This window comes from Nocardia crassostreae (genome assembly GCF_001613405.1).
Lineage (GTDB): Bacteria > Actinomycetota > Actinomycetes > Mycobacteriales > Mycobacteriaceae > Nocardia > Nocardia crassostreae.
The window spans coordinates 147987-168679 of sequence record NZ_BDCH01000019.1; the positions used below are offsets into that span (position 1 = coordinate 147987).

Sequence of the window (20693 nt, forward strand, 5' to 3'; positions counted from 1 at the left end):
GGGTTCGGTGAGTTCTACGACTTGTCGATGACGCAGTATGCCGCACTCCGGCACAGTTGGATCGGGCGTACACGGCCGCGCTGCAAGCGTGCGTACTACTGCTCGGCGCACCACCGCTGGTCGGTGGACCCAACGCTGTCGCAATGTGGTGCAGACCGGATATCACCATCAGACTGACGCGTTCGATCAGATACTCGTGCCTTGGCCTCAGCATCGAGCCCACCCAACCGGCGGCCGATTACGAGCACTGGCAGTGGAAGTGCAGCGACGATTGGCAGAGTCGGGACAGCTGGCAGGTACGTCCCGATCGCAGCCGGAAGGAAGGGGCGCCGGAGTGGGGTCATCCCGAATCACCCGCGACGACATGGGAAGGCATCGACCGCATGCTCGGTGAGCTCTTCTCCTCGCTCGGCTCGGACATGCCCATACTGCGCGAGTACGTCACCGATATCGTGTGGACGATCCACAGCAGCAGCTCGGAAAGCTTTGTGCAGGGCATCTTCTCGACCAGCAAGAACACCTGCTATGTCGAGAGGTGGGACAACGATGAAAAAGTCTTCGATCAGACCTCTCCGCTGACCCTTGAAGGCAGCCAGGATGCGGCCGCCGTAACCCTGGCATTGTTACGTGAAATCGCCTCGACGCCAGAGGAACTGGAACTGAGTCAGGCGTGGACTCAAGAAGAGTGGGGGCAGCAATCCGCCCGATCCCTCTGGGCAATACGGTTCGGGTTGGAATCCCAGAGTTGCTGACCGCGACTCGATCACTCACCCAGGGTCTAACGCCTGCTGAAGCATGCGGCCGCACACATCGGCATGAGAGCGCGTTCCAACTCCAAATCCACAGCGCCGCAGCATCGCCGATACGCTCCGGCCGTCGGCGCCGCGTGCATTACGTGTTGGCTTGTCGTTACCGCAGATCGTTGACCTGCGGCTTTGAAATTTTGTGGTCCTAACCATCCGCGATCGGTCGAACGTCCGGTTGCTGCGGACACCGCCCTGCCCACACGAGCGGCAGCGTATTTCGAGGACACAGCTCGACGTACCGGACGACACGTGTGATCGGCCTGGACTCGGATTTTGCGATACCTGTTGCAGACAGAACTCCGGACGGCGATCATGAATCATGGGGAGTGAAGATACTATTGAATACTCTTGTGAGACTTGCGATCTGAATTTCCTATTCGAAACCCGCACCGGACTTGTGGATCGGCGCGGTCGAGCGTCAGGTGAACGATTTCGATGCGGGGTAACGGGACTGCCGGTCATCGAACCGCACACCGCGTTCGCTCGCAAACCCGCTGTGCCGCAAGGTGTTCGGGACTACGACAAGCGCCGGTCCGGCCCACTGAAGGTCGATGTCGCGGAATTCGAGTGCGCCCGATGCGGTCGCACTGCCCTGGCGAACGCAATGACCGGATTCGTATATCCACACGAGATCCCCGGTACGGTCCACCGGTGCCAGAACTCGGAGTCGACAGTGGAAATCGTGGACGGAATCGTGCGCGGGCAACGGCTACTGAACCGGCAACAGCGCCGATTCGAGGTCGAGCGAGCGATTGTCCGACACGGAGTGGTCTGGAATAGCTGGGGCGACGGCCGGCACATCCTCGGAGGCGGACTACCTGGCCTCGGCAGGAACCGCCGCCACTGAATCGCTGGGCAGCGTTCCAAATTGCGGGCCACAGGGTTGGCGCGACGCACAGTGACGGGACGGCCTCGAGCCGAAATCTGATTGCCCGGTACCAATCTACGAGGGATGGGCCTTGCTGCCGACGGCTTCCTCGTGCGAATGGTTCGGGTTACTACACGAAATGCGGCAAACCCGCAGGTCGATGACCTGCGGGTTTGCCGGGTTGTGGACCTAGCTGGGCGTTATTCCAAACGCGCTGACCTGCAGAAATTCGAATCTACCCGCGCGAAGATCGACACTGCACGGCCCTCAACACGCCCTCACGGACGCCAGAAGCCTCGCGCAATGCGTCCTCGCGAACCACGCGAAATCGACCGGCGCCTCAGCCTTGCCACGATCGACGATCTCATCAACGCCTACCGCGACGGCACCTCCACCGCACAACTCTCGACGCACTTCGGCATCTCGAAGACCGCAGTCCTCACACTGCTGAACAGCCGCAAAGTCCCTAGGCGCTTCCAGTCGATACCCGCAGACCACATCGACAACATCGAACGGCTCTACCTCGCCGGCCATTCACTCGCCAGCTGCAGCCGCCTGTCCGGATTCCCCGCCAGCACCATCCGCGACGCACTCCGCCAGCGGGGCACACCCATGCGACCAGCCGGCGGCCGTCACCGCGGACCGCGTTAGCGCGACGTCCTCTCGGCGTGTCGACACGCCGACTCATGGATCTCATTTCCAACCACAGCAGTCGATTAGCAATCACCTTCCCGAATCGACGCACCGTGACACCGTCCAGGGACCCGACATGCCCAACCACACCGATCTCGCCGAACGCCCAGAACAGTTCGTCTCTGGTGCGAACTCGGCGCCGCCGCGGCCCGTCGGCATCACCGGCAACGCCACCCACGCCATCCTGCACGCACAGACACTGTCAGCGATTGCCGCGGCGGTCGCGATCGTGCCACCGATCGCACTGCTCGCCGCCGTACACGCCGTCGCAATCCTGCTGCGTGCGCACGCCCGCAGCAACCTGATCCACGCACTCGCGACACTCATGACCGTGCTCATCGCGGCCGCCGCGTTCCGCTGTCGTTCACCGCGTTGCGCGACCTCGCCCTGCTGACCGCGGTCCCGGACACCGAGGCCTGGCTGTGGCCACTGATCATCGAAGGATCCAGGACACAGGCCACCGTCGCCCTCCTCGCCCTCGCGCATTCACCGCGCACGAATACACCCCGGGTAGACGATCTGAACGCCGCGGACATGTCGGGATCAGTTCACGCAGAAGGCACTCGTGCGGACGCGCCCCCTGAAGCTGCCCATCCCCGCAGTACCAGCGGGTCCGTGCACACGAATAGGGTGCGCGGCCTGAGAGGCCATCGCCTCGACGAGCCAATGACCGAACGATGGTCGCAAGTGGCCGCCGCGATCTGCGACCGTGACCCCGCCGAAGTCAGCATCGTCCTCGCCAAACATTTCGACACAGCGATTCGGCCTGCCTCCCCACCTCGCACGAACGCCGCACCAAATGCTCTGGCAGACACTGCAATCTGCGCGAGCCGCCAGGCCCTCGAAGAATTCCATACCTACGAAGGCAATTCGGCATGGTAGAAATCTTGCGGTGCACCCAACGACGGCACCGCGCCCGATCATCACGGGGCAAGATCGTCAAATTGGGCCACTCATCAGAACGACGCGTTGGGGGAACATCGTGGCCCAGACATGCTAAACCCCGGAATGCGGGCAGCCTGCTGCGTTCACCACCCGCACAAAACCTGCCTGGTGCACCGACTGCATCGACTTCATCTTCAGCAAGGCCGGCCTGGTCCCCCACGAACCCTTCGACAAACCGAAGACGTGGCGCCTCGCGACATGCGTAACGTGCGAGATCCCAACGCACTATCTACTCCAGTCCGTCATCGGTAACATTCAGGCCAACCTGGCTCCCTGTCGAGTCTGCCACTGGAAAGCATGGGCGCAGTCGACCTATCCGACGACGAAACACATGTCGGACAGCGAGATTCGGAGCACACTGGCAGCGCACAACTTCGACTTCATCGTCGGTACCCATGAACTCAACAACCTCAACTATCCGCTGGTCGCCGAATGCAGGCGCTGCGGCAAGATCAGCGCGGCACGGCTGTCGGATCTCGAATATGGCTGCGAGTGTTCACGAAACATCCGGTCGTCGAACCCGGCCAGTCCGCGAGCGGGACGTCTGCTGCTGAGTGACTCGCAGTCGCCAGCGCTCGAGTGGTGGGACCCCGACCGAAACGACGAGGCGACCTTCCGCACCGTGACAGTGCGGGCCACACGATCCTGCCACTGGGTTTGCCCGATCTGCCGCCACCGGTTCGAGGCCAGTGTCTACGGAATGGCCGAAAGTCCGGCTTGCCCAGAATGTTCCGCACGCGAGACCGAGGAATGGGACAAGCAGTACACGCAGTGGAAGACCACGCCGATCTCGGATCTCCCAGAGCTCGCGGCAACATGGAACGATGCGGACGATCCTCGCACCGTGATGGTCGCTGACCATGGCATGCGAAAGTTCCTCTGCGAGAATGGACATCAACCACTGATCAGCCCGATCAGGTTCTTGGAATCGGGATGTCCACACTGCCGAGCCAACGACACGGCCCAGTCAAAGAAGTGGCTGGCCGACGTTCTCCCAGAGATCGCTGCACAGTGGCACCCCACCCGCAACAGCCCCAAGCTGAACCCCCGCAATATTGCATGGGACTCGAAGCGACGAGCCTGGTGGCAATCCCAGTGCTGCGGTCACGAATGGCAGGACACGGTTCGAAACCGCGACAGCCATCAGCGCCTGCGATGCCCAGCCTGCAGGTCAATCTTGGGATCGCTGGCATGGCTGGACCCTGGCCTCGCAGCAGAATGGAGTCCCAACAATCCGGTCAGCCCATGGCACGTGCGGCCGCATGCCGCGATCTCCTTTGTCCCGGATGGATCTGCGCAACGAACCCCGACCACGTGTGGCAAGCGCCACTGGGTGGCCGAGCGACAGGTGCCGAGTGCCCAGAGTGCCGCCAAACCGGCAAGTCACGCGTCGAAATGGACCACTGTGCCGTAGCCGTAGAAGTCTTCGGCAACGCACGCTCGGGCGTGATTCTGACCGACAGCGCGTTCGCTTCACGCAGATCATGGACCGCCGACATCTGCATCGACCTGGACGGCCACAAATTGGTGATCGAATACGACGGTGCCTACTAGCATTCCGCACCAGCGAAGGTACTCGTCGACGAGCGCAAGAGCCTCGACCTTCTCCAAGCAGGCCATCTACTCGTCCGACTACGCGAGGATGACCTTCCCGAACTCACGATCCGCGACCAGCGCTATCGGGAGATCCGCGTGTACTCCACAGCACCGCGTCCGCATGCAGTGATCGAACAGGTACGGGAATGGGCGACCTCGACCATTCGGCAGAATCCACGACCAAGAAACTGAACGCATCTCGGCTGTCCGAACCACACCCGACCAACCGACGATCACGCGCTACATGGCACACAGACCACGTGGACGACAGCCGGTCGCCCAGCGCCACTACATCGACCAGGGCATGCACCGCATTGGACGGCTATCAGCCCGCTGGCCAGCGGAAATAGCGATACTTTCTTCATCATCTCGTAGATGCGCCAAGATCGGCCGCTGACCGGGCGATCTTGGCGGGTAACCTATTTCTACCTGGCGTTTTCCGATCTCAACGCATCCGACGACATCCCGCCGGAACCTCAGAATTCCCGCCGTCTCGGCCGCAAAATGGCACTCGAGATGGCACTGCGGTTCCCGCCACATCCCGACATTGCGGGCCGTCGGCAAGCGTAGGACGGCACCAACCGCTCACACACACCACCACACGCACGACCCGTATCCGGCCCCGGTCGGCCTGGTCGTCCCCAACCAGGACGGTGTTCGATGCCCGAACCGTTCACACTGGGCAACGGGACGGAAACGTTGATCTTTTTCTCTGCGTGAGCGATTGGAAGCCGCACGCGGCAATGCTCTTCGATGGCAACATGATTGGGAAGGGGGCTAGTGCAGACCGGCGGGTGACCGGCCTGCGTGTTGTCAGCAATGAGCCATTCCGGGTAAGCGATTGTTCCGGTTGGTCTTTTGCTGGTTAGGTTGTGCGCTGGTGCGTGACGTGTAGGAGTACCAGTACGGCGGCGACAATGTCTCCGATGCTCCAGGGGCACAATCGGATTCGCCGCAGCGCCTTGAACGTGGTTTTGAGCAGGGAGTTTCCGCGTTCGCCGACGGTGCGTTGGCGGTGTGGGCTTTGTTGGCGGCTTGTTGTTCGTCGGTGATGTGGCCGCCCTTAAGGTTTCTTGGTGGCGGTGGTGATCAGCGCGGGCATGCTCTCGTGGGCGAGGTCGCCGAGCATCTGGCGCTCGGCTTCGGTGGTCCAGGCGGTCACGGCAGCGGCCCGAAAGCCACCGCCGTCACCGTCGGCGGCCCTGTCACCGGCCCCTGACTTCGGCAGTGTGCCCGACCGGAAACGCCCCGCTGGCTAGCCCATTCGCTCTACGTATTCCGTCGCGTCGAGCAGACCGTCCGTCGACGCGTCGGCGGCGAGCCGCAGCTTGAATATCCACGCCTCGTACGGGTCGATGCTCACCCCTTCCGGCGAGTCCTCGAGGTCGGCATTGATGGCAATCACTGTGCCTGAGGCCGGCGCGTAGATGTCGTTCACGTCCCTCGCCGCCTCGATAGTGCCGACAAGCTCGCTCACGGTCACCTCCCTTCCGACATCTGGCATCATGACCGCGACCAGAACATCGTCGAGGGCGAACTTATGCTCGGTGACACCGACTGCCTCCGTCCCGTCAGCCTCGGTGCGGACCCATTCGTGCGAGTCGGTATATCTCCGGTCGGCTGGCACTTCGCTCATCGAATTCTCCAGGATTGGTGACGTAATGCTTTGCACACCAACTTAACTCATCGACACGTCCCTCATACGGCGAAACGGGCGACGGTCACGGGACCAGCTTGGCCACTGAGCCTTCCGGGTAGCGGCGTGTCAGACCATGCGGTCGTGCTCGATGTGGAGGAGCACGAGTGCTGCCGCGACGATCGCCCCGATCCGCCAAGGGCACAGGCTGACTCGCCGCAACGCCTTGAACGTTGTTTTCAGTAGCGAGTTTCCGCACTCACCGACCGCCCGCTTGCTGTTGTGAGCCTTGTTCGCCGCCTTCTGCTCCTCGGTGAGCTGACCGCCCGCCGGCTTCTTCACCGCGGTGATGCACACCTGCTCCTCGCCCTCATAGCCCCGATCGGTCAATACCTTGCGTTCGTCGGCGGTCCATTCCCGCAGGGCGGGAAGCATTCCGGAGTGGGTTTGCATCGCGGTGACATCGTGGGTACGGCCCGGCCGTACCGGCGAGACCCAGATCGGCCAACCGTCGGGCACTGTCACCACCTGCACGTTCCCGCCATGGTGGCGATGCTTTCCCGACCACCACCGATCCACCGATCTTCCCGTGGTCGATCCCTTGCGCACCGTGAGACCGGGCTCGCCGATCCGGTCGGTCGCGATCAGCGTCCCGTCCACCGAAACATGCTCGTGCCCTGCGGCTTTGGCCGCCAACAACGCGCCGTGCAGACCCGGAGCACGCGCGGCGAGAGCGTCGATCACCTCCTGCAGATAGTCATAAGCGGTGGTCTTACCGATCGAGTTGTCGGTCGCCAGCTGCGTGATCCGGGAGCCGTCGATGAACCACCGCAAACCCAACACCGCCTGCTCGAGGCAGGTCAACGCCCGCCAACGTGTCCGCTTCGCCCGCCGCACGCCCTCGAGCAAACCGGCCACGAACTCGACGGCGGCCTCCTCGACCGCCAGCACCGCCGTGTATGTCACACTCATCCCGCGCAGAGTTCCTTGTATCAAGTTTGATCTTGGTCGACCAACCTTCTACCAGGACTCTACGCGTTCTCGTTGTCCAGCAACCACTTTCGGCGTGTCGGTAGGTCAGCCAGCTACCGAGCCACAAGCCGGAAAGGCTCAGTGAAGGAGCAGCAGCAATGTCTAGTGGAGTGGCCGTCAGCGACGCATGCCTGGAAGCGTTCAACAAGCTGAAGCTCGAGCAGGCATACAGGTACATCATCTTCAACGTGAACGTGCCCAACAAGGAGATTGTCGTCGAGAAGACCAGCACCGACAGCGACTACGAGCTGTTCCTCAACGATCTCCCGAAAGACGAGTGCCGTTATGCGGTATACGATTTCGAGTACCAGCAGGACGGCAAGCGCAACAAGATCCTGTTCTACTTCTGGGCACCCGATGCCGCCGCGATCAAAACCAAGATGATCTACTCCGGCTCGACGAGCGACCTCCGGCAGCGCTTCACCGGCGTCGCCGAGGACCTCCACGGCACCGACTACGACGAGGTGTCCTGCGAGGTCGTGCTGGACAGGGTCACCCGTCGGGTGCGCTGACCACCCATCTGTCGCCGGTCACCGCCCATCATCCTCTGTCATTTGAGACCTACTCGCAGACGGATCGCACCGTCCGGGGTCACCGAATTCAATGCCTGGGCGATGAGTGCCGACAGGTCGACGCCCTGTAGGGATGCGCCCGCCCGATCGGCCAGCGGGGCCAGGGTCGGGTACAGGCGTTGCAGGTCCGGGCCGACGCGGTCGATGTAGTCGGTCAGTTCGTTCAGGAAGGGCAGTAGGCCGGTGCCGTTGACGTAGGCGCCGGGCACCGGCCGGGCACTGATCAGTACTTCGACGGCATCGGCCACCTGCCGCACCTTCGCCCCGAAATCACCCCAGTGCGGGCCCGCATCCGCCAATTGCTGACCCGCCCAAGCAATATCCGATCCAGGCAGCTGCGCATTGATCAGTAGCCGACGGATCTGCGGCATGCGGTTCAGAACGGTTGCGGCCAGCAATTGCGAGGCGTGGGCGAGCTGCGGGAGCACGGCCTCGGCGCCGCTGAAGGATTGGGTAAAGGTCTGTATCAGGGAGCCCACGGCGCGCGGGTCGATCTGGTCGAGCAGCCGGGTCACGATGCGCGCGATCTCCGGAATGGATTTCGGGGTGCGGATCGAGTCGGTGCGCAGTTCCTGCCCGTCGGTCAGATAAGGCCCGCCCGCGCGCGTGGGCTCGAATTCGATGTATGGCTCGCCCATCGCCGAGAGTGCTTCCACAGTCACCGAGCTGTCGACGGGTATCCGGCGGCCGCGGTCGATGTCGAATCGGACGCGCACCCCGTCGGGTGTATTGCCGACGGCGGTGACCTGGCCGACGCGCACACCCGACAGCAGTACCGGTGAGCGCGGCGCCAGGCTCGCCGAATCCGCGAGCAGCATGGCCACCGATATCCGGTCGTCGCGCCACCGCACCTTCGCCACCCCGAAAACCAGGTACGTGATGCCGACGATCGCGACGGTGACGATGGCGGTCAGCGACAGCACCGAGCCGAGCTTGGGTCGTTTCATCGCACCATTCCGATCATGCGCAGGGCTGCCACGATGTTGTCCACCCGGTCGTCCGCGGACATCGGCACGGTGGCGTCGGCCGGTTCGGTGCGCACGGCGAGGATGTCGACCCGCGGCCGGTTGGCGAAGGGAATCAGCTTGTCCCGCAGGAACGAGACCAGCCGCGCGAGATTGGACGGCATCGAGAGGTTCAGCGCCCGCCCGGGCGCCAGCACCATGGGAACGAAGGCGCTCGCGGCGGCATCGCCCTGCCTGATCAACGGGACGAGCCACTCGATCGCGTGCGCGATGCCGCCGATCGAGCCGAGAATGCCGGTGACCTTGATGAACGACTGCGCGATCTGCGTGAGTTCTTCGGCGCCCTGCGCGGTGAGCAGTTCCTCGAACGCCTTCTTGTTGTCCATCACGAGCTTCGCGTTGGCGTCGGCGGTGTTCAGCATCGCGTCGACATCGTCGAGATGGGTTCCGAGATCGATGATATCGGCCTTGAGCATGCCGACGATGCGAGCGGTCTCGGCGGGGTCGGCGGGCAGCGCCGCATTCACCCGGTCGATGATGTGCTGTGCCTGCTGGACAACGCCGCCGGAAGCCAGCGTGGCCATGCCGGAAAGCATGTCCTCGATCTGCAACGGCGGTGTGGTCTGGTTGCGCGGAATCGTTCCACCGTCGCCCAGCGGAGCGGCGGTACTCCCGGGCGGAATATCGAGCGCGATGTAGATGTCGCCGAGGATGGTGTCCTGGCGCAACTGGACCGTGGCGGTCGACGGTAGTGTCACCGAGCGTTGCACCTCGATGTCGGCGATCACCGAACCCGGTTTGGCCACAACGGGATCCACCACCGTGACCCGCCGTAGTTTGCCGACATCCGCGCCGTTGGCCTTGACCCGGGCACGGGAAGGCAGGTTGAGCGCGTTGGCGAGTTCGACGTGCACCGTATAGGTCGGACCGGGAACCCCGGAACCGGGAAGGGTCAACTGTGCCCGATCCACGCCACAGCCCGCCAGCGCGACCGCGGCGAGCGCGCCCGCGCCGAGACCGTGGCCGATTCGCTTGTGCCGCTTCATCGCATACCCGCCAATCCGAGGACGAGGGAGCTCAGGTCCACGCCCGCCAGGCCGTCCGCGCCGTCGGTGCAGCGGCCCGGCGCGAGGGCCGTGACGGCCGCGCATACCCGCGCCGCGTCGGCCGGGGCCAATGCCACTCGCGGCGCGGCATAGGTCACCGCTACCCTACCTGTCCGCGGATCGGTGACCGTCCGGAATGCGGTAGTGACGGTGGGCACCAACTGAATCAGCTTCTGCACCGTGCCGACCCGGGCGCTGATGAGATCGATATAGGGAACCGAGTTGTCGAGCAGTTCCAGCAGGGAGCCACCGTATTTGGTGGTCACGTCGTTGATCCAGGGCAGGATGGTGACCAGCGATCGGACCAGTTCGACCACCTGATCCCAGACGCCGTTGACGGTTTCCAGGACCGGGGTCAAGCCGGAGAGCGTCTCATGCAGATTCCCCCAGCCGTTGGCGATGCTCTGTGACAGCACGCTGAGTGTGTCGATGAGCGAGCCGATCCGGGCGATCGGTTCCTCGGGGGACCGCATGGCCGAGGCCAGCTTGGTGACCATGTCGTGCAGCTTCGGTCCGTTCCCGGCGGAAGCGCGATCGAATTCACTGATCGCCGCGCCGAGTCTCCCGCGCCGCGCCGGATCGCCGCCCCCGTCCAACTGGTCGGCGAGCGCAGCCACCGAATCCAGGGTTCGGGTCAGGCTTTTCGGCGTCACGGTGCGGTTCACGCAGGTCGCGGGATTCCAGTCCGCGCCGTGGCCGCCGATCACCGCGAGGTGCCGGGCGGCGACCAGCGTGTCGGACACGGTCGTGGCCGAAACATCCCAGCGCAGTGGATGATTCGCATCGACACCGAAGTCGACGCGCACTCCGGTGTCGATGTTGGTGATGCCGGTGACGGTCCCGACCTTCATACCGCGCAAGGTCACGTCGTTGCCGAGGTACAGGCCGACGGCATCGGGCATCAGCGCGCAGTAGGCGATGCGTTTCTGCGTGGGCTCCAGCATCATCAGGCCACCGGCGAGCGCGACCAGCGCGACCAGCGCGACGCCTCCGACAGAGATGAAGCCTCGGGATGCGAGTATCCGGCGCAGCATCAGCATTCCCTCCCCGGTACCGGCACGCAGATCGGACGCGCGGCGACGGTGTGCCCGGACTGGTCCACCTCGAGGCCATCCGGTCCCGCGAGGGCGCGCAGGCGATCTCCGGCCTGGCCGAGCCCGTCGGCGACCGCACCGAGCTTGCCGCCCAATTCACGCAATTGAGGTGCGGCGGCGAGCAATCGATCGGCCAGCGGTTCGAGCTGGTCGCGCCACGCCGGTTCGACGGCCGCGATGCGGGCCAGCAGTTCACCGGTCACGCGCAGCGCCTCGACCAGGTCGGCCTTGCGACCCAGCACCTGCCCCTCCAACGCACCGATCTTGGTGAGCATGGCTCCGATGATCGAGCGGGTGTCGGTGAGCGTCGACAGATACTCGGACGCAGTGTCGAGTGCGCGGCGGATATCGGTGTTCTGCTTGTCGAGCAGGCCCACCAGGGTCGACATGCCATCGATCGCGGCGCCCAGGGAATCCGGGCTCCGCTCCAGCCCCGCGGCGAGCGCGTCGACATTGCGCCGCAGCGTGACCGCGTCCACCGTTTGCAGCGGTCGCTGAGCGTCGGCCACCGCCTGGGCCAAGCTGTAAGGCAGCCGAACCCGTTCCACGGGAATGGATTTCGCTCCCAGCGCAATCTTCCCGGCGGGAAACAACGCCAGGTAGTGGCCGCCGATCGGGGTGAGCATGCGGACCTCGATGCTGGTCATATCACCGAGGAAGACCTTGGTGTCGGCGGTGAAGGTCAGCCGCACGGAGTCGTCGAGCAGTTCCAGCGAACGCACCGACCCGACCGAGATGCCGGCCACCCGCACGTCCTCGCCCGGCCGCACCGCACCGGATTCGGTCAACAGCGCCGTGTAGGTGTGCTTGCCGATCGGCACCAGATAGACGATGGCGCTGCCGGCCAGGATCACCGCGACCGCCGCCATCCCGAACAGGCCGAGCAACCGTTGCCGGCGGGGTGTCTCGTCCTGGCCGTAGGTCACGGTGAACAGCCAGCGCAGCACCGCGGTCATCCGTTGCATATCGAGACCTGCTGTCCGGCGAAGAGCACCGAGAGCACTCCGGGCACCTCGGCCTGCCCGCGACTACAGGTGGCTTCGGCCCCGTGGTCGCGCGTAGGAATCAGCGCGATGAGCGACTGCAACAGCGCGGGCAGCCGATTCAGGGTGTCGATCGCGGCCTGTGGATCCGGAAACGCCAGGCGCAGATCGGCTTCCAGATCCGGGTTGCCCGGGCGGGTGAAACCGAAGGTGGCCAGCAGGGAGTTCAGGCCGCCGAGCACGGACGGTGCGATATCCGCCAGATCCAGCAGGCCGTCGAATTTCTCCTGCAGTGCCACGAACACATCGGAGATGCCTTTGAGCAGGGTCGCGGCTTGCGGCGCGCGGCCACCGATCTGGTCGGAGATGGTCGCGAGGTTGCGCAACAGCATCGAGATCAGCGCTTACCGATCGGTCACCAGATCAGACAGTTTCGCGATGGAGTCCAGGGTGGCCCCGACCGCCTTGCCGTCTCCTTGAATCACGGCCAGCGCATTGCGCAGGAACTGGTTGAGCGCCTCCGGCGAGAGCTCGGTCAGCATGGGTTCGAGCCCGTTGAACAACGTGGTGATATCGAAGGACGGCACGGTGTGATCGGTTCCGATCACGGTTCCGGGCGCGAGTTTCGTTGTCGGAGAATCGGGTTGGCGGATATCGAGATACCGCTGCCCGGCCAGGTTCTGGTAGCGGACGGCGACGATGCTCGACACGTACATCGGGCGATCCACCGCGACGGTGAATCTCACCCGTGCCCGATCCGCGATCAGATCGATGCCCTGCACCTTGCCCACCGCCACGCCGAACATGCGCACGTCGTCGTTGGTGTGCAGACCGCCCGCATCGGTGAAGTCGGCCTCGAAACCGACGGTGTCCGCACCCAGCGGACGCTGGATCGCCACCACGATCCCGGCGGCCAACGCCGCTATCAGTGTCGTGAACAGGATCAGCCGAATGATCACCGCCCGCGTCGATGTCGTTCTGTTCATCGATCCCCTCCCGTTGTGGTCGGCGGCGCTGCCGCACCCAACAGCGGCACCACCAGGCCGGGCACACCACGCAGCACCACGTCGAGGCCCAGGGTCGGCCCGTCGGGGGTGGCCCGGAAGGCCCGATCCAAGCGCTCCAGCAGTTCGGCGAGATCGGCCCGCGACTGTTGTGCGTTCGGCAGTGTCCGCACCACCTGTTCCAGCAAGGTGGCCAGCACCCCGCCATACGAGTTCAGGTACTTCTGGGCGGTCGTGCCGATCCGGCTGATGGCGGGAAAGAGCTCGTCGATGATGAGATCCACGGTGGTATTCACCAGCGGCCGGTTGTTGCGCAGGATCGGAATGTTGTAGACCTCGTTGATCAAGCGCACGGTGCCATTGGCGAAGACGGACGCCCCGTTCGCGAACGACCGGTACTGCTCGAGTAGGAACGAGGTCGGAAAGCGCTGGGTATCGGCGACCGCTCGGCTCAGCTCGGTCATCGCCCGCAGTATCGGATCGAAGGCGTCGAACTGGCCACCCAGCCGGGTGAGCAGATCATTCAACTGCGGTGTCAGCGCGACCGCGCTGACATCGCCGAGCGACCGCAGCAGGTTCGCCATGGTGTCGTCGCCGACGCGTCCGGGCGCTGTGAGATCCACGATGGCGCCGTCGCGGAGCGCGGTGCCGCCGGGTTTGGTGCGCAGCACGACCTCACTGAGGCCGAACATGTTCGCGGGTGCGAATTCGACATCCAGGTCGTCGCTGAGCCCGAACACCTGGGTGCGGTCGACCATGAGGGTCAGTTGCTGCGTGCCGCCGGGCGTGCTGTCCACCCGGGTGATCTCGCCGACCCGAATACCGTTGAGCCGCAAGCCCGCTCCGGTCGTCACGCCGCCGCCGACCACGCTCGTGCGCAGTGTGATGCGCATGCCGTCCTGGGTTCGGCGGGTGCCCAGGTGGTGCCAGCCCGCACCGAGCACCAGGGCCGCGATCAGCATCAGCGCCCCCGCGGTCAACGCGCCGCGCCGACTCGTCGTGACACCGGGAATTCCATAAGCAGGCACTGGTCACCCCGTGAAAACAATCGGCGAGTCGATACCCCACAGCACGATGGTGAGCGCCATGTCGACGGTGAGTACCGCGATGAAGCTGGCGCGCACGGCCCGGCCGCTGGCCACGCCCACCCCCTCGGGCCCGCCGGCGGCGAAAAAGCCCTGATAGCAATGGATCACGATGACCACTACGCTGAACACCAGCATTTTGATCGTCGCCGCGACGATGTCGTGCACATTCACGAACTGGTCGAAGTAGTGCGAGTAGATACCCGAGGGCTGCCCGTGCACCACGAGAACGACAGCCGCGCACGAGAAGTAGCTCAACAGCAGGGCGATCAGAAACGTGGGGACGACCGCGACCGCACCGGCGATGAGCCGAGTGGTGACCACGAACGGCACCGAGCGCAACCCCATGGATTCGAGCGCGTCGATCTCCTCGGCAATGCGCATGGATCCGATCTCGGCGGTCATGCGGCAGCCGGCCTGGGCGGCGAATCCGATGGCGGCCGCGATCGGAGCGAGTTCGCGGGTGTTCGCGAAGGCGGACACGATGCCGGTCAGCGGCCCCAGGCCCACCATGTCCAGCGCGGTGTAGCCCTGGATGCCGACGCCCGCGCCGATGGCGATGCCGAGGATCACCAGGACGGGCGCGGTCCCGCCACCGACGATGACCGACCCGCGCCCCCAGGTCATATCGGTGATCATGCGCATGGTCTCGGCGCGGCACCGGCGCATCGTCACCGGAATCGCGGCGACGACCTGCCAGACGAAGACGGCGAAGAATCCCGCGTTCTCCACCGGGGTCAGCACCCGGCCGCGGTCCCGGACGCGGCGTAGACCCAGTGCAACCCCTCGGGGGCGTACGGCGCGGCCATCACGCCACCCGCATCGGATGGAACATGGTGACCACCTGGGTGATGCCGACATTCACGATGGCGATCGCCACGACCGACAGCACCACCGAGGCGTTCACCCCGTCGGCCACCCCGCGCGGCCCGCCCCTGACCTCCAGTCCACGCTGGCAGCCCACGATCACCACCAGGAAGCCGAACGCCATCGCCTTGCCCAGGGAGATGACGAGATCGGTGAACGAGGCGAAGGCGCCGAAGGTGGCCCAGTAACTGCCGGGCGTGACGCCCTGGATGCCGGTGGCGACCGCATAACCGGCCAGTACGCCGACAAAGATGATCAGCACATTGAGCAGTGGTGCGACGAACAGCATGGCGACCATGCGCGGTATCACCAGGCGGTGCACGGGGCTGATGCCCATGGTCCGCAGCGCGTCGATCTCGTCCCTGATGGTGCGCGCCCCCAGGTCGGCGGCGATGGTGGCGGTGCCCGCGCCGCCCAGCAGCAGTCCGGTCGCCATGGGCGCGCCCTGCTGGATGATGCCCAGACCTCCGGCCGCGCCGAGCATGGAGTCCGCGCCGAGTTGATGGATCAGATTGCCGACCTGCACCGAGACCACGACGCCGAACGGAATTGCCATGAGTACCGCGGGCACGGCGGTAACGGTAACGAGATACTATGCCTGCCTGAGGGTTTCGGCCCAGTGGAAGCGCCGCGCCACCAGATCGGCGATCGCGCCGCGCACGGATTCGATCGCCAGCGCCACGGTGCGGCCGAGGGTTTCCAGACTGCTCAGGACCGTTTCGGCGAAGTTCCGGCGCACCACCCGCCTCAGCGAATCCCGCTGATCGGAGGGCGCTCTCCCCAGACTGATCATCCTGGTTTCTCCTCGAGAATACTCACGGCTCGCTACATATTAGACAGAATTCGTAGCGTATGTATCCCATTTGATTCTTTGCGTGTGTATTCCGACGCGCTACTGTGAGGCCCATGGCCGCCAAGACGACCACCCCCGCTAAGGTCGCCGCCACCTCCGAACGGGCCGCGAACCTCTTACAGGCGTTGCTGTCCATGGAATCCGTTCCGCGCCCGTCGGATTCGCTGAATCCGCTGCTGGACGCCACCGAAAGGTGCATCACCCGTTACGGATTCGCGCGCACCTCGATGTCGGATCTGGCGCGCGAGATGCACGTCGCACGCACCACGCTGTACCGCCAGGTCGACTCGGTGGACGACGCGCTGCTCCTGGTCGGGGCGCGCATCGTCCATCGGTTCATGGACGAGATCGGATTGGCACTGCTGAACGGCCAGGACTGGCGGGAGATGTTCATCGACACGGTCGTCCGCCTGATCACGCTCGGCCGCGAGGACCCGATCACACGCCGCATCATCGAGCACGAACCCGAAACGCTCGGCGCGATCGCCAGTTCCGATCTGGGCACACACACGATGCGCCGACTCATCGATGTCGCGACCCCGCTGCTGACCACCGCGCGTTTGGGCGGCGACGACCCGAGCATGGCCGCGGAACTGCTGGCGCGCACCATTCTCGGCCTGCTCGTCCAGCCGACCGAACACGATCTCACCGCGATGGTGGAGTTCTCGCTGCGGCCGCTACTGCCGCCGCCCGTGTAGCCGGGCTATTTGATCGGCATTCCCGCGTCGAGGCTGCCGACATCGGTGATCTTCCAGTCGGCGTTCTTGTTCACCGTCACCTTATAGGTCACGGTGGTCACGGCGCCGTCGGGATTCTGTGCACTGGTGGCCGTGACCGTGAGGAAGACGTCGACCGTGTAGACGCCGCCGTTATCGGACAGCACCTTGGCGGTGATAGGGGTGGCGGCGGAAGTCCAGCGCAGTGGGGTGAGGATGTCGCGCAGATTCGGGGCGGTGGCGTCGAATTTGGCGGCGAGCTCGGATGTCGTGTTGAACTTGAGCTTTCCGGTCCAGGCGTCGATGTTCTGGTAGTCGATGGTGGACGCGCCGACGGCGTAATCGGTGGCGGCCCGCTCCGCGTGCGCTTGGTCGGCGGAGGTCGCGTCGCGGTCGGAGAGCTCGCCGCGAGCCATACCCCACAGCACGCCGAAGGTGCCCAGAGCGGCCAGCAGCAATGCGACGACCAGCGAGTAGACCAGGGTGGACATCCGTACCGCTACGGTTCGCGTTGCGGTGGAAGGTTCTTCGGTCGCGGGTTTCGCAGCGACGGTATCGGTTGCCATGACATCTCCTGTCGTTTTCGGCTTCACTGATGCGCCGATCTCCTGATTGGCGAGGCCCCGGCCGCGCGCAGCATGTCGGCCACCCGCGTGAACTTGACCCGGGGCCGCCCCCAATGACTGCCGCATGCCTGCTCGTGGGCGTCGATGGCCGTCCAGCCGCGATAGTCGACCAGGCCGGGCACCCGGCGGGCCAGAATGGCGGAGACCGATTCCGGAGCCAGGGTGTCCGCGCGCGACAGCAGTCCGGCGCGCGCGTCGGCGAGCAGGGCTTCGGCGGTTTCCTTGGCGCACAACCGATTCGTGCCGATGACGCCACTGGGCCCGCGTTTGATCCAGCCCGCCACGTAATGCCCGGGAAGAACCCCGCCGTCCTCCCGGACCCGGCCGCCGTTATGCGGGATGGTGCCGCGATCCGGATCGAAAGGCAGCTCCGGCAATCCCTGTCCGGCATAGCCGATCGCGTGAACTACCAGACCGGCGGGCAGCAGCTCGGTATCCGGTGTCCGGCGCGACAGCACCCGATCGCCGACCCGCACGAGTTCGGTGCGGGCCACTTCGAGTCCGCGCACTCGATCCCCGCCGTAGCAGGCCAAAGGCGCACTGCAGAAACGGAATACGATCCGCCGCGCCCGCCCTGACGGCTGACGGCCGGCGAGTTCGCGCAGGATCTCCAGATTCGAGCCGACGATTCCCTCGCCTGTTTCCGCGTCCGCCAGGTCGGCAGGGTCCACCACAACATCCACGTCGGGCAGTTCGCTCAGATCGATCAGTTCCAGGGTGGTGAACGACGCCTGCGCGGGACCGCGTCGTCCGAGCACGACGACCTCGCGAATTCGGCTGTGCGACAAGGCTTGCAGTGCATGGTCCGCCATGTCGGTGGTGACGAACCGATCCGCCCGGCAGGCGAGTACGCGGGCCACGTCCAGCGCCACATTGCCGTTGCCGATCACCACCGCTCGCGTACCGGACAGGTCCACGGACAGATCGCGGTGCTGCGGACGACCGTTGTACCAGCCCACAAATTCCGTGGCGGAATGATTGCCCGGCAACAGCTCTCCGACAAGACCGGCACGGCGCCCGCGTTCGGCTCCGATGCTGTAGACCACCGCGTCGTACCAGCGCGCGAGCTCCCCGCAGCCGATGTCCCGGCCGACTTCGACATTGCCGAAGAACCGGAATCCCGGTCGCCGCGCGATCTTTTCGAAGACCCGGTTCACCGATTTGATCTTCGGATGATCGGGCGCCACTCCGGCCCGCACCAGCCCGAACGGCGTTGGCAGTCGGTCGAACACGTCCACCGCGACGGCCTGGTCGAGTAGGTGCGAGGCCGTGTAGAACCCGGCCGGTCCCGCGCCTACGACCGCCACCCGCACAGTCCTGTCGTCGATCATCGGCCGACGTAGAAATCCGCGTTGACCTGGATGAACGGCTACCACTGCAGCGGCACTCGGCGCTCGGGATACACCGCGTCCACCGGGCAGGACTGCATGCAGGCGTCGCAGTCGATGCACTCGGCGGGGTCGATGTAGAGCTGTTTCGCCTCGGCGAAGCCCGGCTCGTCCGGAGCCGGGTGAATGCAGTCGACCGGGCACACGTTCACGCAGGAGGCGTCTTTGCTGGACATGCACGGTTCGGTGATCACGTAGGCCATCTCTGTCGCTCCTTTGAAACGAGACCGGCTGACGCCGAGCGCCTCGCTACATATTTATCATCTTGTGTAGCATTCGTCCACAGGTGGCGGGTTCACCCACACGACGGTCGCGGACATGAAGAACGGCGAGCCCATGGGGACTAGCCGTTCGAAAGACGCTGCCTCAGACTCCGACTTGCGGGTGCGAAGACCACACCCGTTATGCGCGACCCAGTTCGGTCACCGGGTCCGCGCCGTCGACCCACTCTCCGGCGATGGCGTACAGGTTGAGTCGCGGGCGCAGCTGCCCGAGAATCGCCGCCACCTGCACTTCGGCGCGCAGCCGCACCACGTGCTCGACGGGGAGGTTGTAGCGGCGGATGCTGGTGCTCTGCGGCAGCATCAGCGCCGAAATCTGTTCGCGCGCATGGGCGGTGGTGACCTCGCAGTCCACATCCCGCAGATACCAGCCGAAGCTGCGCAGATAGGTGTCGTACAGCTCGTCGGCGACATACTGCCCTTCCGCGACGAACCCCCGCGCTTGCAGAATGGCCGCCAGCTGCTCGGTCTCACCCGCCGCGCAAGCGCGTAAGGCGGTCAGTTCGGCCGCGCCGGTAGCGTGATCGATCCGCTTGAGCAGACCGAAGTCCAGGAATGCGATGGTGCCGTCGTCCAACAGCAGGGAATTACCGGGGTGCGGGTCGCCGCTGTACATGCCCAGCCGGTAGGGAGTCTCGCCGTAGAAGCGGAATACGATCTCCGCCACCCGGTTCCGGACCTCCACGGGCCCGTTGAACGCCGTCGACAGCGGTCGGCCGTCGATCCATTCGGTGATCAGAACCCGTCGCCGACTCCACTCGCCGATGACGTCCGGGATGCGTATGAACGGGTGACCACGGAAGGCATCGGCCATGGCGCGGGTATTGGCGGCCGCGAGCTCGTAGTCGAGTTCGTCGCGCAACCGTTGTTCCAACTCACCCGCGAACGCGACCACATCGAGCCCCGGATGCAGCAGGCGGTAGAAGCCGAGCATCACGCGGATGTTCTTGAGGTCGGCGACGACCGTCTCGTCCACGCCCGGATACTGCACCTTGACCGCGACCGCCCGACCGTCGGACAGCCGCGCCCGGTACACCTGGCCGATAGAGGCCGCGGCCACAGGCTTCCTGTCGAAGCCGGCGAAGACCTCGTTGAGCGGCACACCGAGCTCCCGCTCGAGCTGAGCCCGCATGACCCGCCACGACATCTTCGGGGCATCGTCCTGAAGCTCGGCCAGTTTGGCCTGGAACAACTCTCGCTGTCCGGGCGGAATCACGCCGGTGTCGAGGATGGAGAGCAGCTGCCCGAATTTCATCGCCGCGCCGCGCATACTGCCGAGGGAGGCCACGACCTGCCGGGCGAGGCGCTCGCTGTGCAGCAACATGGCCGCGTCGGCGCGCTCCTTGGACCGGACCACATTCGCGGTGCGCACCGCGGCGTGTTTGGCCGCCCCGGTTCCGGCCAGCACGCCCAGCCGCGCCGCCCGCTTCGATCGAGACCGATCCATCGCCGCACCCATCCTACCGATGCGACCCACGTCACACCGTTGCCGACAAACTAGCCCGGATATCCGACACGAGCAACGTCCGCTTCACCACCCGCATCGACTCGGAGCAATCGGGCGCTACGCCCGAGCA

General features: G+C 65.0%; 21 protein-coding genes and 1 pseudogene. 7 read left to right on the forward strand and 15 right to left on the reverse strand.

All coding sequences use genetic code 11. The features are described from left to right. The first annotated feature begins 143 nt into the window (after nucleotides 1-143). The 5 genes from NC4_RS40320 (at nucleotide 144) to NC4_RS19600 (ending at nucleotide 4726) form a co-directional block, all read left to right on the forward strand. On the forward strand, nucleotides 144-752 hold the full coding sequence (locus tag NC4_RS40320) for a hypothetical protein (RefSeq protein WP_157554912.1): 609 nt from the start codon (nucleotides 144-146) through the stop codon (nucleotides 750-752). A gap of 1225 nt (nucleotides 753-1977) precedes the next feature. Beyond that, nucleotides 1978-2325 (forward strand): hypothetical protein, encoded by a 348-nt coding sequence (locus tag NC4_RS19585; RefSeq protein WP_067540398.1) that lies wholly within the window; start codon nucleotides 1978-1980, stop codon nucleotides 2323-2325. Nucleotides 2326-2443: 118 nt separating this feature from the next. Next, a complete protein-coding gene (locus NC4_RS19590; RefSeq protein ID WP_067540401.1) occupies nucleotides 2444-2761 on the forward strand; it encodes a hypothetical protein in 318 nt (105 codons plus the stop codon). After that, the gene (locus NC4_RS44730; RefSeq protein ID WP_169814831.1) at nucleotides 2740-3249 is read left to right on the forward strand and encodes a hypothetical protein; all 510 of its coding nucleotides are present in this window, start codon (nucleotides 2740-2742) and stop codon (nucleotides 3247-3249) included. Before NC4_RS19590 ends, NC4_RS44730 begins: the two co-directional genes overlap by 22 nt. Before the next feature lie 394 nt (nucleotides 3250-3643). Continuing rightward, nucleotides 3644-4726, forward strand: coding sequence for a zinc-ribbon domain-containing protein (locus NC4_RS19600; RefSeq protein ID WP_245721799.1), 1083 nt, complete (start codon nucleotides 3644-3646; stop codon nucleotides 4724-4726). A 1437-nt stretch (nucleotides 4727-6163) separates the two neighbouring features. On the opposite strand, the gene NC4_RS19605 is transcribed toward NC4_RS19600, so the two are convergent. Beyond that, entirely contained in the window at nucleotides 6164-6544 is a 381-nt protein-coding gene (locus NC4_RS19605; protein WP_067541010.1) for a glycine cleavage system protein H, read from the reverse strand. A 129-nt stretch (nucleotides 6545-6673) separates the two neighbouring features. After that, nucleotides 6674-7516, reverse strand: coding sequence for an HARBI1 family protein (locus tag NC4_RS19610; protein WP_067540407.1), 843 nt, complete (start codon nucleotides 7514-7516; stop codon nucleotides 6674-6676). A 158-nt stretch (nucleotides 7517-7674) separates the two neighbouring features. On the opposite strand from NC4_RS19610, the gene NC4_RS19615 reads away from it, so the two are divergent. Beyond that, nucleotides 7675-8088: an actin-binding ADF family protein gene (locus tag NC4_RS19615; RefSeq protein ID WP_084529409.1), complete on the forward strand. Its 414-nt coding sequence runs from the start codon at nucleotides 7675-7677 to the stop codon at nucleotides 8086-8088. 38 nt (nucleotides 8089-8126) lie between these two features. On the opposite strand, the gene NC4_RS19620 is transcribed toward NC4_RS19615, so the two are convergent. From NC4_RS19620 to NC4_RS19655, 9 genes and pseudogenes are all read right to left on the reverse strand, one after another. After that, nucleotides 8127-9095 (reverse strand): MlaD family protein, encoded by a 969-nt coding sequence (locus NC4_RS19620; RefSeq protein ID WP_067540414.1) that lies wholly within the window; start codon nucleotides 9093-9095, stop codon nucleotides 8127-8129. Further along, on the reverse strand, nucleotides 9092-10159 hold the full coding sequence (locus tag NC4_RS19625) for an MlaD family protein (RefSeq protein ID WP_067540417.1): 1068 nt from the start codon (nucleotides 10157-10159) through the stop codon (nucleotides 9092-9094). Before NC4_RS19625 ends, NC4_RS19620 begins: the two co-directional genes overlap by 4 nt. Further along, entirely contained in the window at nucleotides 10156-11259 is a 1104-nt protein-coding gene (locus NC4_RS19630; protein WP_084529413.1) for an MlaD family protein, read from the reverse strand. The genes NC4_RS19625 and NC4_RS19630 overlap by 4 nt, the downstream gene beginning before the upstream one ends. Beyond that, complete coding sequence (locus tag NC4_RS19635) at nucleotides 11253-12278, reverse strand: MlaD family protein (protein WP_067540420.1); 1026 nt, start codon at nucleotides 12276-12278, stop codon at nucleotides 11253-11255. The genes NC4_RS19630 and NC4_RS19635 overlap by 7 nt, the downstream gene beginning before the upstream one ends. Beyond that, nucleotides 12266-12688: a hypothetical protein gene (locus NC4_RS42865; RefSeq protein WP_245721800.1), complete on the reverse strand. Its 423-nt coding sequence runs from the start codon at nucleotides 12686-12688 to the stop codon at nucleotides 12266-12268. Before NC4_RS42865 ends, NC4_RS19635 begins: the two co-directional genes overlap by 13 nt. Before the next feature lie 12 nt (nucleotides 12689-12700). After that, nucleotides 12701-13282 (reverse strand): MlaD family protein, encoded by a 582-nt coding sequence (locus NC4_RS42870; RefSeq protein ID WP_245721801.1) that lies wholly within the window; start codon nucleotides 13280-13282, stop codon nucleotides 12701-12703. Beyond that, the gene (locus tag NC4_RS19645; RefSeq protein ID WP_157554914.1) at nucleotides 13279-14328 is read right to left on the reverse strand and encodes an MlaD family protein; all 1050 of its coding nucleotides are present in this window, start codon (nucleotides 14326-14328) and stop codon (nucleotides 13279-13281) included. The genes NC4_RS42870 and NC4_RS19645 overlap by 4 nt, the downstream gene beginning before the upstream one ends. A 3-nt stretch (nucleotides 14329-14331) precedes the next feature. Further along, nucleotides 14332-15129 (reverse strand): ABC transporter permease, encoded by a 798-nt coding sequence (locus NC4_RS19650; RefSeq protein ID WP_245721802.1) that lies wholly within the window; start codon nucleotides 15127-15129, stop codon nucleotides 14332-14334. Between the two features lie 64 nt (nucleotides 15130-15193). Continuing rightward, a pseudogene (locus tag NC4_RS19655) lies at nucleotides 15194-16045 on the reverse strand (MlaE family ABC transporter permease). Between the two features lie 113 nt (nucleotides 16046-16158). Between NC4_RS19655 and NC4_RS19660 the strand changes: the two are divergent. After that, entirely contained in the window at nucleotides 16159-16803 is a 645-nt protein-coding gene (locus tag NC4_RS19660; RefSeq protein WP_067540426.1) for a TetR/AcrR family transcriptional regulator, read from the forward strand. Nucleotides 16804-16808: 5 nt separating this feature from the next. On the opposite strand, the gene NC4_RS19665 is transcribed toward NC4_RS19660, so the two are convergent. The 4 genes from NC4_RS19665 to NC4_RS19680 all read right to left on the reverse strand — a co-directional run bounded on the left by NC4_RS19665 (nucleotide 16809) and on the right by NC4_RS19680 (nucleotide 20563). Beyond that, nucleotides 16809-17387, reverse strand: a complete 579-nt coding sequence (locus NC4_RS19665; RefSeq protein WP_067540429.1) for a hypothetical protein — start codon at nucleotides 17385-17387, stop codon at nucleotides 16809-16811. 23 nt (nucleotides 17388-17410) lie between these two features. Next, nucleotides 17411-18778 carry an FAD-dependent oxidoreductase gene (locus NC4_RS19670; protein ID WP_067540432.1) on the reverse strand — a complete coding sequence of 456 codons (1368 nt, stop codon included), beginning with the start codon at nucleotides 18776-18778 and terminating at the stop codon, nucleotides 17411-17413. 38 nt (nucleotides 18779-18816) lie between these two features. Continuing rightward, nucleotides 18817-19038, reverse strand: coding sequence for a 4Fe-4S dicluster domain-containing protein (locus NC4_RS44735; RefSeq protein WP_067540437.1), 222 nt, complete (start codon nucleotides 19036-19038; stop codon nucleotides 18817-18819). A gap of 199 nt (nucleotides 19039-19237) precedes the next feature. Next, nucleotides 19238-20563 (reverse strand): ABC1 kinase family protein, encoded by a 1326-nt coding sequence (locus NC4_RS19680; protein ID WP_169814832.1) that lies wholly within the window; start codon nucleotides 20561-20563, stop codon nucleotides 19238-19240. Nucleotides 20564-20693 lie beyond the last annotated feature (130 nt).

Excerpts from the sequence above, each read along its gene's own strand:
- NC4_RS40320 (WP_157554912.1), top strand. The coding sequence starts at position 144 with ATGTGGTGCAGACCGGATATCACCATCAGACTGACGCGTTCGATCAGA.
- NC4_RS19585 (WP_067540398.1), top strand. The coding sequence starts at position 1,978 with ATGCGTCCTCGCGAACCACGCGAAATCGACCGGCGCCTCAGCCTTGCC.
- NC4_RS19590 (WP_067540401.1), top strand. The coding sequence starts at position 2,444 with ATGCCCAACCACACCGATCTCGCCGAACGCCCAGAACAGTTCGTCTCT.
- NC4_RS19600 (WP_245721799.1), top strand. The coding sequence starts at position 3,644 with ATGTCGGACAGCGAGATTCGGAGCACACTGGCAGCGCACAACTTCGAC.
- NC4_RS19605 (WP_067541010.1), bottom strand. The coding sequence starts at position 6,544 with ATGAGCGAAGTGCCAGCCGACCGGAGATATACCGACTCGCACGAATGG.
- NC4_RS19610 (WP_067540407.1), bottom strand. The coding sequence starts at position 7,516 with ATGAGTGTGACATACACGGCGGTGCTGGCGGTCGAGGAGGCCGCCGTC.
- NC4_RS19615 (WP_084529409.1), top strand. The coding sequence starts at position 7,675 with ATGTCTAGTGGAGTGGCCGTCAGCGACGCATGCCTGGAAGCGTTCAAC.
- NC4_RS19620 (WP_067540414.1), bottom strand. The coding sequence starts at position 9,095 with ATGAAACGACCCAAGCTCGGCTCGGTGCTGTCGCTGACCGCCATCGTC.
- NC4_RS19625 (WP_067540417.1), bottom strand. The coding sequence starts at position 10,159 with ATGAAGCGGCACAAGCGAATCGGCCACGGTCTCGGCGCGGGCGCGCTC.
- NC4_RS19630 (WP_084529413.1), bottom strand. The coding sequence starts at position 11,259 with ATGCTGATGCTGCGCCGGATACTCGCATCCCGAGGCTTCATCTCTGTC.
- NC4_RS19635 (WP_067540420.1), bottom strand. The coding sequence starts at position 12,278 with ATGCAACGGATGACCGCGGTGCTGCGCTGGCTGTTCACCGTGACCTAC.
- NC4_RS42865 (WP_245721800.1), bottom strand. The coding sequence starts at position 12,688 with ATGCTGTTGCGCAACCTCGCGACCATCTCCGACCAGATCGGTGGCCGC.
- NC4_RS42870 (WP_245721801.1), bottom strand. The coding sequence starts at position 13,282 with ATGAACAGAACGACATCGACGCGGGCGGTGATCATTCGGCTGATCCTG.
- NC4_RS19660 (WP_067540426.1), top strand. The coding sequence starts at position 16,159 with ATGGCCGCCAAGACGACCACCCCCGCTAAGGTCGCCGCCACCTCCGAA.
- NC4_RS19665 (WP_067540429.1), bottom strand. The coding sequence starts at position 17,387 with ATGGCAACCGATACCGTCGCTGCGAAACCCGCGACCGAAGAACCTTCC.
- NC4_RS19670 (WP_067540432.1), bottom strand. The coding sequence starts at position 18,778 with ATGATCGACGACAGGACTGTGCGGGTGGCGGTCGTAGGCGCGGGACCG.
- NC4_RS44735 (WP_067540437.1), bottom strand. The coding sequence starts at position 19,038 with ATGGCCTACGTGATCACCGAACCGTGCATGTCCAGCAAAGACGCCTCC.
- NC4_RS19680 (WP_169814832.1), bottom strand. The coding sequence starts at position 20,563 with ATGGATCGGTCTCGATCGAAGCGGGCGGCGCGGCTGGGCGTGCTGGCC.